Origin of the sequence: Aphanothece sacrum FPU1 (genome assembly GCF_003864295.1) — a bacterium.
GTDB classification, from domain to species: domain Bacteria; phylum Cyanobacteriota; class Cyanobacteriia; order Cyanobacteriales; family Microcystaceae; genus Aphanothece_B; species Aphanothece_B sacrum.
Genome location: NZ_BDQK01000005.1, coordinates 48,290 through 66,231, shown reverse-complemented (window position 1 = coordinate 66,231; position 17,942 = coordinate 48,290). Strand labels below are relative to the sequence as shown.

The 17,942-nt window shown below is 39.5% G+C and carries 16 protein-coding genes; 10 read left to right on the top strand and 6 right to left on the bottom strand.

Going from position 1 to position 17,942, the window contains the following annotated elements; all coding sequences use genetic code 11:
* Positions 1-134: 134 nt before the first annotated feature.
* Positions 135-1,607, top strand: a complete 1,473-nt coding sequence (locus tag AsFPU1_RS06205; RefSeq protein ID WP_124973949.1) for a CIA30 family protein — start codon at positions 135-137, stop codon at positions 1,605-1,607.
* A 2-nt stretch (positions 1,608-1,609) separates the two neighbouring features.
* Here the strand turns inward: AsFPU1_RS06205 and AsFPU1_RS06200 are convergent, their stop codons facing one another.
* On the bottom strand, positions 1,610-1,834 hold the full coding sequence (locus tag AsFPU1_RS06200) for a hypothetical protein (protein ID WP_124973947.1): 225 nt from the start codon (positions 1,832-1,834) through the stop codon (positions 1,610-1,612).
* Between the two features lie 355 nt (positions 1,835-2,189).
* On the opposite strand from AsFPU1_RS06200, the gene AsFPU1_RS06195 reads away from it, so the two are divergent.
* The gene (locus AsFPU1_RS06195) at positions 2,190-2,558 is read left to right on the top strand and encodes a DUF1815 family protein (RefSeq protein WP_124973945.1); all 369 of its coding nucleotides are present in this window, start codon (positions 2,190-2,192) and stop codon (positions 2,556-2,558) included.
* Positions 2,559-2,646: 88 nt separating this feature from the next.
* Here the strand turns inward: AsFPU1_RS06195 and AsFPU1_RS06190 are convergent, their stop codons facing one another.
* The gene (locus tag AsFPU1_RS06190; RefSeq protein WP_124973943.1) at positions 2,647-4,107 is read right to left on the bottom strand and encodes a sulfatase-like hydrolase/transferase; all 1,461 of its coding nucleotides are present in this window, start codon (positions 4,105-4,107) and stop codon (positions 2,647-2,649) included.
* Positions 4,108-4,193: 86 nt separating this feature from the next.
* Positions 4,194-5,228, bottom strand: coding sequence for a pyruvate dehydrogenase (acetyl-transferring) E1 component subunit alpha (pdhA, locus tag AsFPU1_RS06185; RefSeq protein WP_124973941.1), 1,035 nt, complete (start codon positions 5,226-5,228; stop codon positions 4,194-4,196).
* A gap of 546 nt (positions 5,229-5,774) precedes the next feature.
* Between pdhA and AsFPU1_RS06180 the strand changes: the two genes are divergently transcribed.
* Both AsFPU1_RS06180 and rpsU read left to right on the top strand, forming a co-directional pair.
* Complete coding sequence (locus AsFPU1_RS06180) at positions 5,775-8,009, top strand: IMS domain-containing protein (RefSeq protein WP_125061065.1); 2,235 nt, start codon at positions 5,775-5,777, stop codon at positions 8,007-8,009.
* Positions 8,010-8,280: 271 nt separating this feature from the next.
* Positions 8,281-8,463, top strand: a complete 183-nt coding sequence (gene rpsU, locus AsFPU1_RS06175) for a 30S ribosomal protein S21 (protein ID WP_124973939.1) — start codon at positions 8,281-8,283, stop codon at positions 8,461-8,463.
* A gap of 80 nt (positions 8,464-8,543) precedes the next feature.
* On the opposite strand, the gene AsFPU1_RS06170 is transcribed toward rpsU, so the two are convergent.
* Together AsFPU1_RS06170 and AsFPU1_RS06165 are read right to left on the bottom strand one after the other, a co-directional pair.
* Positions 8,544-8,894, bottom strand: a complete 351-nt coding sequence (locus AsFPU1_RS06170) for a translation initiation factor (protein ID WP_124973937.1) — start codon at positions 8,892-8,894, stop codon at positions 8,544-8,546.
* A 322-nt stretch (positions 8,895-9,216) separates the two neighbouring features.
* Entirely contained in the window at positions 9,217-10,800 is a 1,584-nt protein-coding gene (locus tag AsFPU1_RS06165; protein ID WP_124973935.1) for an NAD(P)H-quinone oxidoreductase subunit 4, read from the bottom strand.
* A gap of 352 nt (positions 10,801-11,152) precedes the next feature.
* Here AsFPU1_RS06165 and rppA point away from each other — a divergent pair, with 352 nt between their 5' ends.
* From rppA to AsFPU1_RS06150, 3 genes are all read left to right on the top strand, one after another.
* Positions 11,153-11,830 (top strand): two-component system response regulator RppA, encoded by a 678-nt coding sequence (rppA, locus tag AsFPU1_RS06160; protein ID WP_124973933.1) that lies wholly within the window; start codon positions 11,153-11,155, stop codon positions 11,828-11,830.
* Between the two features lie 65 nt (positions 11,831-11,895).
* Positions 11,896-12,639 (top strand): Uma2 family endonuclease, encoded by a 744-nt coding sequence (locus tag AsFPU1_RS06155; protein ID WP_124974004.1) that lies wholly within the window; start codon positions 11,896-11,898, stop codon positions 12,637-12,639.
* A gap of 110 nt (positions 12,640-12,749) precedes the next feature.
* A complete protein-coding gene (locus AsFPU1_RS06150) occupies positions 12,750-14,342 on the top strand; it encodes a gamma-glutamyltransferase family protein (RefSeq protein WP_124973931.1) in 1,593 nt (530 codons plus the stop codon).
* A gap of 393 nt (positions 14,343-14,735) precedes the next feature.
* Here AsFPU1_RS06150 and grrP read toward each other — a convergent pair whose 3' ends face one another.
* Positions 14,736-15,644, bottom strand: coding sequence for an extracellular substrate binding-like orphan protein GrrP (grrP, locus tag AsFPU1_RS06145; RefSeq protein ID WP_124973929.1), 909 nt, complete (start codon positions 15,642-15,644; stop codon positions 14,736-14,738).
* Positions 15,645-15,794: 150 nt separating this feature from the next.
* Between grrP and grrA (AsFPU1_RS06140) the strand changes: the two genes are divergently transcribed.
* The 3 genes from grrA (AsFPU1_RS06140) to grrM all read left to right on the top strand — a co-directional run bounded on the left by grrA (AsFPU1_RS06140) (position 15,795) and on the right by grrM (position 17,799).
* Positions 15,795-16,064 (top strand): GrrA/OscA1 family cyclophane-containing rSAM-modified RiPP, encoded by a 270-nt coding sequence (gene grrA / locus AsFPU1_RS06140; RefSeq protein WP_124973927.1) that lies wholly within the window; start codon positions 15,795-15,797, stop codon positions 16,062-16,064.
* Between the two features lie 84 nt (positions 16,065-16,148).
* Complete coding sequence (grrA, locus tag AsFPU1_RS06135) at positions 16,149-16,565, top strand: GrrA/OscA1 family cyclophane-containing rSAM-modified RiPP (RefSeq protein ID WP_124973925.1); 417 nt, start codon at positions 16,149-16,151, stop codon at positions 16,563-16,565.
* Between the two features lie 43 nt (positions 16,566-16,608).
* The gene (gene grrM / locus AsFPU1_RS06130) at positions 16,609-17,799 is read left to right on the top strand and encodes a cyclophane-forming radical SAM/SPASM peptide maturase GrrM/OscB (protein WP_124973923.1); all 1,191 of its coding nucleotides are present in this window, start codon (positions 16,609-16,611) and stop codon (positions 17,797-17,799) included.
* Positions 17,800-17,942: the final 143 nt, after the last annotated feature.

Sequence of the window (17,942 nt, the reverse complement as noted above, 5' to 3'; positions counted from 1 at the left end):
TGGTCGGAAAAACTTGTCCATCTACTGAACATAGCCCCCTTTTTAAGCAGGGTTAGGAGGATCAAACCTTAACCCAGAAAAGTTAACAATTCGTTACAGTAGAAATAATCATCAATCAAAAAGAGGATAATATTATGAGTCAAAATCGGGAAAAATGGGATTTTGGACGATTATGGCAAACCCTCAACTATTTTGAAATTATTCCTTTTATCAGTTGTTTACAAAGATTATTTGGTCAAAGTCCTAACCCTTCCTCTAAAATAGACAATAATTCAACTATGAGCATGATTTTAGTCGCAGGAGCGACTGGTGGAGTCGGTAAGCGAGTTGTTCGCTTGTTACAAGAGAAAAATTATCGAGTTCGCGCTTTAGTCAGAGATGGACAAAAAGCCAAGGCATTGTTAGGAGAAGGAGTAGACATCATTGAAGGCGATATTACTATTCCCCAAACTCTCACCCCAAAACTGTTAGAAAATGTCTCTGCTGTCATTTGCTGTAGCGGAACCCGTGTTCAACCCGTCGAAGGAGACACCCCAAACCGCGAGAAATATTATCAAGGCATTAAATTTTATCTCCCCGAAGTAGTAGATACTCCCGAACAAGTGGAATACTTAGGGATGCAAAATTTAGTCAATTTAGTTAAAAAATACCTTAGACCCGCCGAAAAACTTATCTTTGATTTTACTAACCCTACTGAAGACTTAAAAAACACTTGGGGGGCCATAGATGATGTGGTCATGGGAGGAGTCAGCGAAAGTAATATGGGACTCAGGAACAATAGGGCCGTTTTTTCGGGAAATGTCTCCATAGCAAATAATGGAGGGTTTGCTTCTGTGCGTACCCGTAACTTACAACCTCCCCTCGATTTATCGGCTTATGAAGGCATTGAATTACGAGTAGAGGGCGATGGTAAGCGATATAAGTTTATCATTCGTTGTGAGGGCAAATGGGACGGGGTGGGTTATTGTTATTCTTTCGATACCCTCTCTAATTGTCCGACCACTGTTCGTATTCCTTTTGCTCAATTAATTCCCGTATTTCGGGCCAAAACTGTACCAGAAATGGGGAGATTTGACCCTAGTTGTGTCTATTCCATGCAGTTGATGCACAGTAAATTTGAATATGATGGGGCCTTAAACCCTAAATTCTCCCCTGGGTTGTTTAGCTTAGAATTAGAATCAATTAAGGCTTATGGGGGTCAATGTAATACCCCTCAATTTATTTTAATTAGTTCAGCAGGAGTGACTCGTCCTGGTCGTCCTGGACTAAATTTAGCAGAAGAACCTCCTGCTGTGCGTTTAAATGACCAATTAGGGGGGATTTTGACCTGGAAATGGCGAGGAGAAGAAGTGGTGCGTCACAGTGGACTCAATTACACTATTATTCGACCCTGCGCCCTCACAGAAAAACCGGGAGATAAACCCCTGATCTTTGACCAAGGGGATAATATTAAAGGCCAGGTCAGTCGAGATGCGATCGCTAATTTATCTATCCAAGCGTTGGGATGGCCCCAAGCTTGTCAGAAAACCTTTGAAGTCTGTGAAACAGACCAGTCTGCGGGTTCTCAAAATTGGTCTGAGTCCTTGACTGGTCTAAGAACTGACTAATATCATTGAGAAACAGTGTCCGAAGATTGGCCAATGGGCCAATCTTGACGGGGAGGAAAAGACTGATCCGAATGTAACGCACTGGCCCCAGGTTCAGCCGGTCGGTTCAAGCGCAAAGCCGCCCCGAAACCTACCCCCGCAGCAGCAGCGATCGCACTGGTAATCAAGAGAATTTCTAGGATAAGTCCCCAAGGACGAGGTTGACGACGGGATTTAGACAAGTTCATCAATTTCTCTACACCACACAAAAAATTAGCGATATTAACTAATTACGCTTAGAGCTTAACCTGAGATGGACTATTTGCCAAGTTTATTTTATAGCCTGTTTGAGTAGGGGTCAACGGCCATTGACCCCTACTAATAACCTTTTCAACCTATTGGCAATTCTTAAACCAATAGGACAATTAAACGAGTGTAACGACCTATACTGGGCAATTCGGCAAAACTGAGCTACGTTAGTGCATGGGAGTTTATTTTTTTCAATCTAAATTGCCGTATAATATTGTATATGATATCACCAAATATAAATCTTAAAAAAGTTTTAAGGTTTTATAATGAGGAGTGTTATCAGGAGGAAACAAAGTGTTTACCCGATTAGCTCAACAACACCGTGACTTCGTGAAAGACTTGGTAATGAATCTCCAGGCCCTAGCGATCGTCTTAGAAAATCGAGGCTATCTGGCTTCTTGCTATACCTGTGGAGATCAGATGAACAGTGCCTCATTTATGGTCAGTTTAGGAGAAAACCACCTGATCCGTTTTTTAGTGTCAGATTATGGGATCACGTGGACGGAAATGCGCGATGATCGGGAACTGATGAAATTAGAAGGAGCAGAAGCCATCAGTCAATTACAGGAATTAGGCAATGTGATTAAATATCAAGTTCATCCATCTTCTTCTCAAAATCAATGGGGAAAAGAGCAATTACGTCAGGTAAAATCAAGGGTTTAAGCAAATTTCCCAGAGCAGCACCCATCTAAAATCTGTGACTTAGATGGGGTACGTTTAAAACGGTTCAAACTGATTGAGCAAATTTTATTTAGGTTTTTTTGAAGATGCCTCGACTTTGCTCCGTTGCCTGGGGCGGCCAAAATTCGGGCGTAGTTCCCATCTCGCTCATGACACGCTCTAATTTCTCATTCAACATGGACTGCGTATCAATATATTCGGTCTTGCCAGCCAGGTTATGCTCTTCGAGATGATCTTTTTCTAAATCATAGAGTTCCCAATCTGCATCCGTACCCTTATTGCTACAATAAACAGCATATTTCCATTTATCTGTCCGAATCATCCGAACAATACTAGGCAGTGTTCCCGCAGGATTGTCATCGTAGGTAAAATGGATCAACTCCCGAATCCCTGGATCACCGGGATTTTCTAGAATTGGTGTCAAATCTTCTCCATCAAAACTATCATGTTCAACCTTGAGTAGAGATGCTAAGGTGGGAGCTAAATCCACAAGACTTACAAGGGATTGTGTTTTTTGTCCCGTGGGCCAGACTTCAGGATTGGAGAACACAAGAGGTATGCGGATACTTTCCTCGTAAGCATTGAAGAATTTTTCGAGCATACCGTGACTCATGCCCATTTCACCGTGGTCGGCAAAGCGAATGATCAGGGTGTTGTTCATCCGCTCTTCATTTTCTGCGAGCTTGTCAAGGAGCGTTTTGATCTGTACATCCACTAAGCACTGGAGATGAGCGTAGAACTTAACGTATTCCTCTGGGGTATGGATTGAGTAGGGTATATTCCACCAGTTCGTCGCAGCTTGAGCGCGTGGTGCTGTAAGCAGACTCGACGAAAAGTTTGGCGGTAGTGAAACATCAGCGACTTCTGAGCCAGTAAAGGTAGATTCCGGGTATCCAGAATCTCCATAAACACTACTTGTCAACCCATGGTGGGCAACGAATCCGTCATGGGGATTAACGAACGAAGCAACAAGACAGAATGGGTCATCGCTTTGGCGATTATCAATGAAATTCAGCATTTGGTCGAGATATTTCTGATCGTAGTTTGGTGTACCACCACCGAGAGTTTTATAGTCACTGATGGTAATTCCTGCTTCTTCTCCACCCCATTCGCTGAATCCGGCCCGAACTGGGCCAATACCCTTCTCCGGTTCGGGAACATCCTCCACCCAACCAAGATGCCATTTGCCGAACCAGGCACGGGTTTTGTAGCCAGCCCGCTCCAGCACTTTGGCTAAATTATCTAGACTGTTATCCAGAGGATCTATTGGACTCATCTGACCCGTATTTGTCGTTTTATGTTTAGCTGGATACTGACTTGTCAGAAATGTTGCTCGACTGGGAGCGCAAGCACAAGTAGCCGTGAATGCTTGCTCAAAACTAAGCCCTTGATTGGTTAGTTGCTGCAAAGCGGGGAGCCGATCAATGAAATTATCAGGAAAATGCTGTAAGGCACGCTGTTGATCTGTGATGATCAACACGATATTGGGGAGGGTCTCACCGCCAAAAAGCTCGGTAATTTTTTTTGCCATTTTGCGTTATTTCAGTCAATTTTGTTAGCGATAACCGATATTTTACTCAAATATGGTCAAAGTACCCTAAATAATTTATTCAAAAACTATTCATCTTCTGCAAAAACATAACGATAAAGTTCACTAGCATCAGGTTCCGGACTGTCTTCCGCGAACTTCACCGCTTCATCAATAACCCCTTGAATTTTAACCTTAATGGCTTTGAGTTCCTCTTGATCAGCTAATTTATTTTTTACTAAATAAGCTCCTAATTTTTCAATAGGATCTCGTCCTCCCCAAAATTGTTTTTCATCAGGAGAACGAAGTTCATCAGGATCAGCCAAAGAATGACCCCGAAACCGATAGGTTAAAGCTTCAATTAAAGTAGGCCCCTCTCCAGCACGGGCGCGCTCTACTGCCTCTTGAGCCACTTTTCGCACGGCCAAAACGTCCATCCCATCCACTTCAACGCCAACCATGTTAAACACACTGGCTTTTTTGTAAATTTCCGGTTGAGAGGTAGCCCGATCATGAGCCATACCGATGGCCCATTTATTATTTTCTACCACATAAATCATAGGCAGTTTCCAAAGAGCCGCCATATTCAAACATTCAAAAAATTGACCATTATTGCTGGCCCCATCCCCAAAAAAACAAACGCTCACTTGATCAGCGTTTTGATCCCCCATCGCTTCCCGTCGGTATTTACTCTGAAACGCCGCCCCTGTTGCTACGGGAATACCTTCGGCCACAAAAGCATAACCCCCTAATAAGCCATGCTCTGCCGAAAATAAGTGCATAGAGCCGCCTCGCCCCTTACTACAGCCTGTAGCCTTACCAAACAACTCGGCCATCACTTCACGAGCAGGAACTCCACAACTGAGGGCATGAACATGATCCCGATAGGTACTCGAAACATAATCTTCTCCATTGCGTAAAGCTTTGATCACCCCAGTAGAAACCGCTTCTTGACCGTTGTAGAGATGAACAAAACCAAACATCCGGCCTCGATAATACATTTCAGCACATTTATCCTCAAAAAAGCGGCCTAAGACCATATCCTCGTAAAGAACTAGCCCTTCTTCTTTGCTAATTTTGATAGAAGCTGTGTTAAATTTCGGTAAGATGCGTTCAGAAACCATAGAAAGAAACAAATGTAATAGTAAAACTAGATACGTTGAAGGGCCACCGACAATCCATCTAAACCCAAAAATATGGATAAAATTATAGAGACGGTGAATTATAACTCGGCCTTAGGGGCAAAAATCATTAACCCTAGTTTAAAGTGTAAACTGGATCGGCCCCTAGACTTAAGTAAAGAGTTTTACCGGAAATTTGGGTTTAAAGCCCCGTCACTTCGGCATCGCTCAGTGCATCGCCTTCTAGTAGGATGGCTTTTATTTTATGTGATATAGTTTTTTAAAGAGGAAAGGTAATCAACCTCTCTAAAAACCTAGCTATCTAAGGATAGACGTACCTTGAAAACTGAAGATAAAAGGTTCTAGTAGGAAAAGCACTACTAGGTAAAATCTTCATGCAACAAGGAGTGTCAATAAATCAAGACTTTAAGTTACAATCTTTCCAACCTACTTTATTTTTATCTGACGATATCCGCGCCCAATTAATGGTAGCGTAACTCTATACTAAATTTTAGGTGTATTGAGCCACCCGCTTTGAGGAAGTCAACCGTGTACATTCCCCTCGACTACTACAGAATTTTGGGCATTTTCCCCCAAGTAACAGATGAGCAAATCACCCAGGCTTATCGGGATCGTAGTGTGCAATTACCCCGTCGGGAATATAGTCCAGCCGCGATCGCCACTCGTAAACAACTCCTTGCTCAAGCCTATAACATTCTGTCTAAACCGGAACAAAAAAAAGCTTACGACTCACAATTCTTAAGAGAAACTTTATCTGATGAGTCTATTATTGAGGAAGAACCTTCCAAGTCACGGGCCGAACCCCTAGAAGAAAGTTCTTCTAGTGACACTATCCCAGGCATTGATATTACTCCTGAGCAATTAGTGGGAGTTTTGTTAATTTTTCAAGAATTAGGCGAATATGAGCTAGTGCTTCAATTTGGGCAAGGTTATCTGGATAGTTTGCCCAAGAATGTGATAAAATCAGATCCTACTAGACCCGATATCATCCTCACTGTAGCCCTGGCTTTTTTAGAGTTGAGTCGAGAACGTTGGCAGCATGAACAATATGAACAAGCGGCGGTGATAGGCATTAAAGCTCTGACGTTATTGGAACAAAATTCGTTATTTCCCTCTGTTCAAGCAGAAATTCACACAGAACTCGATAAATTACGTCCTTACCGGATTTTGGAGTTATTAGCTGAGTCTGAGGATAATGAGGTTCCTAGAAATGAAGGAAAACAGCTTTTACAAAAGATGTTACAAGAGCGACAAGGTATTGATGGCCGTGGCAATGATCGCTCTGGGTTAAATATTAATGATTTTTTACGGTTTATTCAACAAATCCGCACTTATCTGACGGCCCAAGAACAACAAGAGCTATTTATGGCTGAATCTCAACGGCCTTCAGCCGTAGCCGCTTATTTGGCAGTTTATGCCCTGATAGCTCGTGGTTTCGCTCATAAGCAACCTAGTTTAATTCTAGAAGCTCAAACTATTCTCAATGGTTTAGGTGATCGTCAAGATGTTTCTTTAGAACAGGCGATTTGTTCTTTGTTGTTAGGTCAAACTCAAACCGCGACTCTGGCTTTGGAAAAATGCCAAGATACTCAAGCTTTAAGTATAATTAAAGAAAATTCTCAGGGATCTCCTGATCTTTTACCTGGGCTATGTTTATATAGTGAAAGTTGGCTCAAAACAGAGGTTTTTAGTCATTGTCGGGATTTGATAACTCAAAAAGCTTCTTTAAAAGAGTATTTTGCTAATCAGGAAGTTCAGAGTTATTTGGAACAATTATCTTGGGAATCTCAAGAAATAGCTATGAATGCTCAACAAGAACAAGAAGTTTCTCTGGCCAAAACTGTCTCTCGTAGCAACCAAGCTAGGGTTGTTCAACAAAGAGTGCCTTCAGTTCGTAGCTACTATCAACAGTCTCAAGCTGTTGCTAATGGAGGGGGTGGGGTGGCCGCTTTGCTTCCATCTGCCCCCATTTCTGTTGATTTTCGTGCCTCTCGTCGTCGTCGGGACGAGAAAAAACGCGATCGCACTGAAAAAACCCCTCAGAAACATCAGTCTCTCCCCAAAAGTTCCACTAATATTCGTCCCCCACAGACAACTGTGGTGGTTCCTCCATCTCTTGAGTTATCGAGTCCCCCTACCCCTAAACTGTCTCGGACTCCATCCCGTCGCCGAAAACAAGGGAAAATTGCCTTAAAACCTTCTCCTTGGTTGCTGGGAGCCGCAGGGTTGGCCATTTTAGGGTTAGTAGGATTATCAGTTCAAGGAATTGGACAACTAACTTCTCCCCTATCTGCTTTAGAAGACGGACAGTATGAGGTTTTTGTTCATCAACCTTTGATTGATATTCCTGCTGCTGATGCTCAGATTATTTTGTCGAGTGGACTTTTGACTTCTGAAGGGGCTAAACAGTTGATTGAGTTATGGTTATCGAGTAAATCTGACGCTTTTGGAGAAAGACATGAAATTGAGTCATTTAATCGGATTTTATCCGATTCTTTGTTATCTCTTTGGAGTGATCGGGCCCAAAAACTTAAACAAACTCAGACTTATTGGAATTATCAACACAAAGTTGAGATAAAATACCTAAAAACCAGTCAAAATAAGCCTAATCAAGCCATTGTTGAAGCAAATGTTCAAGAAATAGCTAAATCCTATAAAAATGGACAATTAGGTCGCTCTTATAATGATAATTTGCGGGTTCGCTATGATTTGATTCGAGAAAAAGACCGTTGGTTGATTCAGGATATTCAAGTTGTTCAATAAATATACTTGACTAAATTAACAAAATATGGTATGCATTATTTTTTGAAAAACCTGAGATTTGGCAAGAAAAATAGGTTATACTGGTAGGGAGTGCCGCCGACGGTTCGCAATTGTTGCAGGAAGTAAACCGAATAGGTGACATAATATACCACGTTATGTCAGTTTTATGTAGCAGTTGGGTAATTGTGATTCAATGTGACATAATATACCAAGTTGTATCAGTTTTACGTATTAGTAATTGAAAGAACATAGGAGGTGTAAAAGTTAACTAATGACCCAAGTTCTCGTAGGTCAAAACGAACCCATCGAATCTGCTCTACGTCGATTTAAGCGACAAGTGGCCAAAGCTGGAATTTATACAGATTACAAGAAGCATCAATTCTTTGAAACGCCACAAGAGAAGAGCAAGCGTAAGGAAGCAACTCGTAGAAAACAGCGATCGCGCAACTACTAGGTGTCAAAACAATAGCATAATATTGGCCATTAAATAAATGAGACTTGTAACCTTTCTCAAAATGAGGAGGGTTAATTTTTTTAGCCGCCACTAATTTTTACTTTATATCCTAACTCAGACAGGATTTTTAAGAGGGTTTGACAATGATCTCCTTGAATTTCTAAGATATTATCTTTAAGGGTTCCCCCGCTACCACAGTGACTTTTTAATTGTTTGAGTAAGTTTGTTAAAGTTTCCGGTTTATGTTGAAATCCGGTTATAACTGTGACGGTTTTGCCTTTACGTCCCGAACGAGTTGCCTGTATCCTGATATTTTGTTGTTGCGGGGGTAAATCCGGTACTGTTCGTTCTAAAGCTTGAGAGTTAGCTGAGGGGCCAAATTCTTGATAAGCGATGGATTTAGAGTCTGAGGAAGGGCGTTTAGAAGACATAGTGATGATATCAAGCAAAATGATTAGTTTGACAATCCCGCCGTTAACATAATCAGGCAATGTGGCGGAAAATTATTAGTTAATGGACTGCTACATAAAAATGATACCACGCGCAAAAAAACCGTCAAACCATCACTCCATCACTCCCAGGACTTACGCATAGAGTCTACCGATAGTGTCACGGTGGGTTACGCTATCACTAACCCACCCTACTAATAGCGTATCTGCGTAAGTCCTGACTCCATCTCTCCATCTCTCCATCTCTCCATCAGTCGAATAGGACTAATTTAGATGGGTGACAGCTTAATCGAACCGGACAACCTTAGTCAATTTCTGGCGCAACTAATACGGTTGAAGCTAACTCATTATTTACCTGTTTTTGCTGAGCAAATACACTCAAAACTGAGCGAACTTTAGTGGCAACTTCTACGGTTTTTATATCATAGGTAGTCATCGCTAATTTAGGATACAACCCAATAACAATGATAGGAATTAATAAACAGGAAGTAATAAAAATTTCACGGGGTTTAGCATCAAGTTGAAACTTAGGTAAAGTTAACTCACTATTATTCTGTCCGTAGAACACAACCCGTAACATTGACAGTAGATAAATAGGGGTTAAAATTAAGCCCACAGCCGTTAAGAAAATCACCCCTGTCTTAAATGCGGTACTGTAAGCATCACTTTCAGCTATGCCTAAAAATACCGTTAATTCTGCCACAAAACCACTCATTCCAGGTAAGGCTAAAGATGCCATCGAAGCAGCAGTAAATAGGGCGAAAGTTTTGGGCATTTGTTTCCCTAAACCACCCATTTCATCCATCATTAAGGTATGAGTGCGTTCGTAAGTTGTCCCACACAAGAAGAATAAGGCCGCCGCAATTAATCCATGGGATAACATTTGTAATACAGCCCCATTCATGCCTAACTCGCTAAAGGAAGCAATCCCGATGAGGACAAAACCCATGTGAGAGATAGAAGAAGAAGCTAGGCGACGTTTTAAGTTGGTTTGAGCAAAAGCGGTAAATGCCCCATAAACTATGTTGATAACCCCTAAAATAACCAACAGAGGCGCAAATTTAATGTGAGCATGGGGCAGCATTTCGATATTGCAGCGAATTAGTCCATAACCGCCCATTTTGAGCAATACACCAGCAAGAATCATAGAAACACCCGCAGGTGCTTCACTATGGGCATCAGGTAGCCAAGTATGTAAGGGAAAAATAGGCATTTTGACCGCAAATGCTACGAAAAAGCCAGCATAAGCCAAGATTTCTAAGGCTAAAGGAAATTCTTTCCTGCCTAACTGGGCCATATCAAAGGTGACTGTATCACCGTAGAAGGCTAAAGCTAAGGCAGATACGAGAATGAAAATTGAAGCTAAAGCAGTGTAAAGAATAAATTTGGTGGCAGCATATAAACGTTTTTGACCACCCCAGATAGAAATTAATAGATAAACGGGGACTAACTCTAATTCCCACATAATAAAGAATAAGAGTAAATCTTGGGCAGCAAATACCCCAATTTGTGCGCTATAAAGCACTAGCATCAGGAAATAAAATAGTCTAGGTTTACGGTCTATATTCCAAGACCCTAGTAACGCTAAATTTGTAATTAAGCCCGATAAAACGATTAAAGGCATCGATAACCCATCGATGCCTACAGACCAATTTAATCCAATTTGGGGAACCCAAGCATAAGTTTCACTGAGTTGAAAATCTACTGTGTCAAAATTGTACTGATTAGAAAAGGCGTAAATTGTTAATGTAAAGTTTAGTAAACTAACTCCTAGTGCATACCAGCGAACGGTTTTTCCTTCTTTGTCCGGTATCAAAGGAATGGCAAAGGCAGTCACTAAGGGAAAAAGGATGATGGCTGTTAGCCAGGGAATTTGTAGATCAAACATAATTTATAGGGATATATACTCAGGTTCACACTCCCTATTGTATAAAGTTTTGTAACGAATTGAAAAGAGATGTTACAAAGAAAAAATTTATTTTAATCATTTATATATATCTATGATTGCTTAAAATTATATGGATAAATATAGATATAAACCGAGGTATTGGCTTCTTGTCTTTAAATGTTTTAAACTAAGGACTGTAGGGGTCAACGGCCGTTGACCCCTAGCATCCAAATGTCAAGTAAATTTTGGCATGGTAGGTTGGGGAGCCACTTCCTCTACTTGGGGTTTCCCCAAGTAGAGGAAGTGGCGTTTGAGGAACGAAACCCAACACAGTGTCAAGTTATAAGAAGCAATGAAAATTCTTTTAGTGGATGATGAGTCCGAATTAACTGAACCTCTCACCCGTGTGTTATCCCGTGAAGGTTATCAGGTGGATGTGGCTGATAATGGCAAAGTTGGCTATCAGTTGGCTTTGGTTAATTCTTATGATCTCCTAATTCTCGATTGGATGTTGCCTCAATACACAGGTGTGGAAATTTGTCAACAATTGCGATCGCAAGGGAAACATACGCCTGTTTTATTGTTAACGGCTAAGGATACAGTAGATGATCGGGTGATGGGTCTGGATGCGGGGGCCGATGATTATTTGGTCAAACCCTTTGAATTACGAGAATTAATGGCGAGAGTTCGGGCCTTATTGCGGCGTTCTCCCTCATTTGAAGCGATTCCGACTCCTAAGTTAAAAGTAGCAGATTTAGAACTAGATCGGGATAATCAAGTCGCTTATCGTCAAGGACGAGGCATGAACCTCTCGGAGAAGGAAGTCCAACTACTGACTTATTTAATGCAGCATCCTGGCCAATTATTGACCCATGAGCAAATTTACCAGCAGTTATGGACAGATCAAGAACAACCCAATAGTAATGTTTTAGCAGCTTTAATGCGTTTGTTGCGCCGTAAAATTGAGGCGGAAGGCACTTTAATTTATACTGTCTACGGCAAAGGCTATCGCTTCGGAGAACCAGGTTGAAGAAGTTATGGGGGGGCCAATTGCACGTAGGGGCTTTTGCTTATAATAAAGTTTTATGTATAGAGATGAGTATTATTAAAACCCAAAATATTATTATTACCGATCATAACCCTCCGTTACCGCCAACGGATCTAATTTTTGATGATGGGGAACCAATGGAAAGTAATCGTCACCGCATTGCTATGAATGTTTTGATTGATTCAGTTTATCAAGCTTTAGCGGAACGAGAGGATTTTTTTGCGGGGGGGAATATGTTCATTTATTACAGCAGTGAACAGGTCAAAAATAAAGATTTTCGGGGGCCTGATTTTTTTACAGTTTTAGATGTAGAAGGGGATACCTCCCGACAAGGTTGGGTAGTTTGGGAAGAAGGGGGACGCTATCCTGATGTAATTGTGGAATTAATGTCTCCTTCGACAGCAGATATTGATACGGGAATTAAAAAAGAAATCTATGAACGTATCTTTAAAACGTTTAATTATTTTGTCTATGATCCCTTTAATTCTAACTCATTACAAGGTTGGTGTTTAGGTAGTAATCAACGTTATGAACCCCTTATTGCGAATGAGAATGGATGGTTATGGTGTGAAAGTTTGGGGTTATGGTTAGGCACTTGGGGAGGAACTATTCTTAAAGAAACTGCACCTTGGTTACGGTTTTATGATGCACAAAAAAACTTAGTTTTGTTACCCGCAGAAGCAGCTAAAAAGGAAGCTGAAATGGCACAACAACAAGTTGAAATAGAACGTCAACGAGCAGAAGTTTTAGCGGCTAAATTGAGAGAATTAGGCGTTAATTTAGACGATTAATAGACAGGAGGGGTCAACGGCCGTTGACCCCTCCATATAATTCATAATTTTGAATTCTCCGCAGGAGTTGACCTATAGGATTAATTGTTTTTATTAACACAAGAAAATTCATGAAATTTGATTTAGATCACTATATTTACCCTTCCCAACGTCGAGTCATTTTAGGTAAACGATGTGCAGTTGCTACCAGTCAATCTTTAGCAACTTTAGCAGGAATAGAAATGTTTCAACAGGGAGGAAATGCGGTTGATGCTGCTATTGCTACTGCTATTACTTTAACCGTAGTAGAACCCACATCTAATGGGATAGGTTCTGATGCTTTTGCTTTAGTTTGGGATGGTAAATTACATGGTCTTAATGCTTCTGGAAAAAGTTCTGAAAATTTGCCTTTAGAAGCTTATAATAATCTCAAAGAAATGCCCCAATTAGGATGGTTAACTGTCACAGTTCCGGGGGCGGTTTCTGCTTGGTATACGTTATGGAAGCGATGGGGACAATTACCATTTGAAGCATTATTTAGTCCTGCCATTCGTTATGCAAAAGAAGGGTTTCCGGTTTCTCCTGTTACTGCCCAAATTTGGCGACGCAAAGAAGCAGTTTATCTGTCTAGAAAATCTCCCGAATTTCAACCCTTTAAAGAAATTTTTTTTCCTAAAAATCGCGCCCCTAAAACTGGAGAAATTTGGGGTAGTTATTTTCATGCTAATACATTAAAAGAAATTGCTCAAACAGGAGGAGAAAGTTTTTATACAGGTAAATTAGCTCAAAAATTTGTTAACTTTTCCTCGGAGACAGGAGGCTTTTTAACTCTTAATGATTTAGCTAAACACGAACCTTTATGGGCTGATCCTATTTCGACAAACTATAAAGAATTAGACGTTTGGGAAATGCCCCCAAATGGACAAGGAATTGCCGCATTAATAGCTTTAAATATTTTAGAAGGATTAGAATTAGAAAAGTATCCCCGTGACTCAATAGAAAGCTTTCATTATCAAATTGAAGCAATGAAATTAGCCTTTGCTGATGTGTATTCTCATGTGTCAGATTCAGATTATATGAGAGTTTCACTTAAACAATTATTAGATAAAAAATATGGAAAAAAACGTCAAAATTTAATTACATCTCAAGCCATTACTTTAGCAAATCCAGGAATACCAAAAGGCGGAACAGTATATTTATGTACAGCAGACACCGATTTAATGGTATCCTTTATACAATCAAATTATGATAGTTTTGGCAGTGGTATATTAATTCCAGAAACAGGAATATCTTTACATAATAGAGGGTCAGCTTTTACATTAGAAGATAAACATCCTAATCAAATTGCTCCTAATAAACGTCCCTTTCATACCATTATCCCTGGATTCTTAACTCAAAATAATCAACCATTAGGCCCATTTGGTGTTATGGGCGCGCCCATGCAGCCCCAAGGACATCTGCAAATGGTGGTAAACCTACTTGATTATCAAATGAATCCTCAAACAGCTTTAGATGCCCCTAGATGGCGATTCTTAGAAGGAAATAGAATACTTTTAGAAAGGGGTCTACCCCCTGAAATTATTCAAGGTTTACGACAACGAGGCCATGATATTAATCTTGCCCCTGAAACCATGTTTGGAAAGGGTCAAATGATATTAAGAAATGAGGGAGTTTTGGTTAGTGCATCTGAACCTCGTGCCGATGGTTTAGCATTAGCATATTAATGCTTCACAAATAACAAGTTGTAAGGGCAGATTTTTAACTAGAATTCAAGATTGTTACCAATAAGTAAAATAAATGGTTCTACCGGACAAGTTATGCTAAATTATCACAAACAATGGACTTTAACTCGCTCAGAGTTAAGCTATACAAACAAAGGTTGCCTACCCAACCTACAATGAGCGTCCGCGCTCGTCGGACTTAGTCTTTATAGGATTAGACTTGAGTCTGTCATTAATTATTAATTTGGCATAGTAAGTCCGATAGAACCGTAAAATAAACCAGTTCCCATAGTTGTAGGGGTGGGTTTGTAACTAGAATTTAATGTTGTTAGCAATAAGTTAAATGAACCCGCCCTCTTTTTTAGCCATAGATTAAAGAAATCCACCCACTTATTACTATTTAGTAGATTGAGTTGTTTGGGGAGGAATTTGTTCACGAGTGATGACAATCATCTCAAAGAAATTACGAATTCTATCCGCATCTATAGGAACAATTCCATCAGTTCCAAAATAGCGATTAACGATAGTCATATAACGAGTATCACCTGCTAGATAACCATCCATCATTTTAACAATTGTATAGTTAACTAAATTCAAGAAACTAGAATCATTTTCAGGAACCATACAAGCAATCCCATGTTTAAAATAAGACTCTTTAGGAACTACTTTAAAAGCATTAGCATTACTCATAGTTTGTCGCATTCCTTCTAAAATGATACCATCATAAGCAAATCCATCAATTTTCCCCTCTGCTACCGCAGCAAAACCTGCCTCAACACTATCAAGAGGAACAATCGTTACTTGAGATTGAACTACTTCAATCGCTCGTGGTCGAAGGGTATTTTTAACAATACCAATACGTTTATTTTTCAAAGATTCCGGTGATTCTAAACCACTATCTTTTTTGACTACTACTTTAATTCCTGAAACCCCATAACCTAAAGAAAAATCCACAAACTTATCTCGTTCCCAAGTAAAAATAGTATCACAAGAAATATCGATTTCTCGGTTAACTATTTTTTGAATTCGATCTCCAAATTGATCGTACTTTACCACATCTAGTATAACTTCTTTACCTAATTCTTTTTGTAATTGTTCCCGAATTAACTCAAGAACGTCTATTGAATATCCCGTTAATTCTTGTTTCTCATTAACATAAGAATAGGGAACTACATCTGTTCGAGTTCCTACCGTCAAAACTCCAGTTTTAGCCACCCTTTCCATAACCGTCTCTGCTAGAGTTATACCAGGAAATGTTAAACCAGCCATCAAACTGAATAAAGCAATTGATAAAATCTTAGACATCTAAGCAACCCTAAAACTACACAAAGAACAAAACAATATTCTCTATTTTAAAAGCATTTGTAAATAAAAGGTCAAAAAAATTAACAAAAATGATAATAACAGCTTTTTTTTGCTAAAGTCTGTAAGGAATATCTTTTATAAGAAAACAAGGTGCTAATTAACAATAAAATCAGTTTCGTTGGGTTTTTACTAGCCATATCCACTCTGAGTGTGATTCAAGCTGATGCTAGTTCCCAGTTGCCCCCATTAGATGCTAATATTACTACCATTGAATCTCGTCTTTCTCCCATTACCCAGACAATACAGCAACGAGGAATCGATGCGGTAGAAACATCCCAAGAAGCAACACAAACACAAATTGCTGGCGGTTTTGCTAATCGTAAAGGTGGTGGTGGCGGAGGTTTTGTTAATCATGGTTAGAGTGATGGAGGAAGTTTCTTTAATCATTAATGACTGTTTGTTAGCCAATGTTTTCTCATAATTTTCATTCAGGGAGATAGTATTTTGAATATTACGACTAAAGTTACTTGTGTTGGTTTTTTATTAGCCATATCTACTTTAACCATATCGGGGGCTAATGCCACTTCTTTTTTACCTCAAAGTGAATCTATTTCTCCTAATATTGAAAGTCGTCTTTCTCGACTTACAGAAGCGATGAAACAACGAGGAATTGAACCCTTAAGAACATCAGAAGCAAACGAAGATTTAATGGCTATAGGTTGGGGAAATGGCAACGGAGGAGGTTGGGGAAATTTACGCGGTGGCGGAGGTTTTGCTAACAGAAATGGAGGGGGAAGCTTTATTAATCGTAACAACCCTTGGAGAAATGGAGGATTTAATAATAGAAATTGGGGTGATGGTGGCAGTTTCATTAATCGCAATGGTTGGCCAAATGGAGGCGGTTTTGTTAATCGTTGGTAAACCAAAAAAGTTTAAATATTAACCGTAAAAATTTCAGCAAAAAATGACAAACTTAATGACCGATACTACTAAAAATCAGTCAATTGATATTTCATCTTTTGGCCCCATTAGTTTAGTTGTAATTCAACCCACCTCATTTTGTAATCTTGATTGTGATTATTGTTATTTGCCAGATCGTCACCTAAAAAATAGACTCTCTATTGATTTAATAGAACCTATTTTTAAAGCTATTTTAACAAGTCCATTTTTAGGAAATTATGTTGATATTTGTTGGCACGCAGGAGAACCCCTAGCAGTTCCAGTTTCTTTTTATCAAGAAGTCTTTAAACAAATAGAAATAGCTAGTCAAAAATACAATACTCAACAAATTCCTATTTGTCATTCAATTCAAACCAATGGAACCCTAATTAATCAAGCTTGGTGTGATTTGTTTAAAGAACATAATATTTGTGTCGGTATCAGTATTGATGGGCCAGATTTTCTTCATGATATTCACCGCAAAACTCGCACCGGATTAGGGAGTCATGCTAGTGTTATGCGTGGGATAAATTATCTACAAAAAAATGATTTATATTTTAATATAATTGCAGTTATTAACCAAGATTCTCTAGATTACCCTGACGAAATTTTTCAATTTTTCTGGGATAATGGCATTCTTGATGTCGCCTTTAATATGGAAGAAACCGAAGGAATTAATCAAACTTCTTCTTTAGACAAAGCTGGAACAGAACAGCGTTATCAGGCTTTTATGCGGCGATTTTGGGACTTAACAGTTCAAACCAACGATCAATTAAAAGTCAGAGAATTTGAATCAATTTGTGGCTTAATTTGTGATGATAGAAGACTAAAAAAAACAGACATGAATCATCCTTTTATGATTGTCAATATTGATCATAAAGGAAACTTTTCTACCTTTGATCCTGAATTATTATCTATTAAAACAGAACCTTACGGAGACTTTATTTTAGGGAACGTCTTAACCGATACTTTTGAATCTGTTTGTCATAGTGAAAAATTCTTAAACATCTATCGAGATATGGCAGCAGGAGTTAATCTTTGTCGGGAAAACTGTCAATATTTCGGCGTATGTGGAGGTGGTGCCGGAAGTAATAAATATTGGGAAAATGGCAGTTTTAATTCAGCCCAAACAAACGCTTGTCGCTATCGAATTCAGATAGTAACCGATATAGTTCTTAATGCTTTAGAACAATCTTTTAATTTATCTAATTCGTAGGTTGGGTTGAGGAACGAAACCCAACACAGTCCTAAAAATGTTACCCTAGAAAAGCCAACAATATAACAAAATTGACACTCTTGCAGTCATTCTCACGGGAAAACAGTTACAATTGACGATACTTCTATACTACATATTCATTT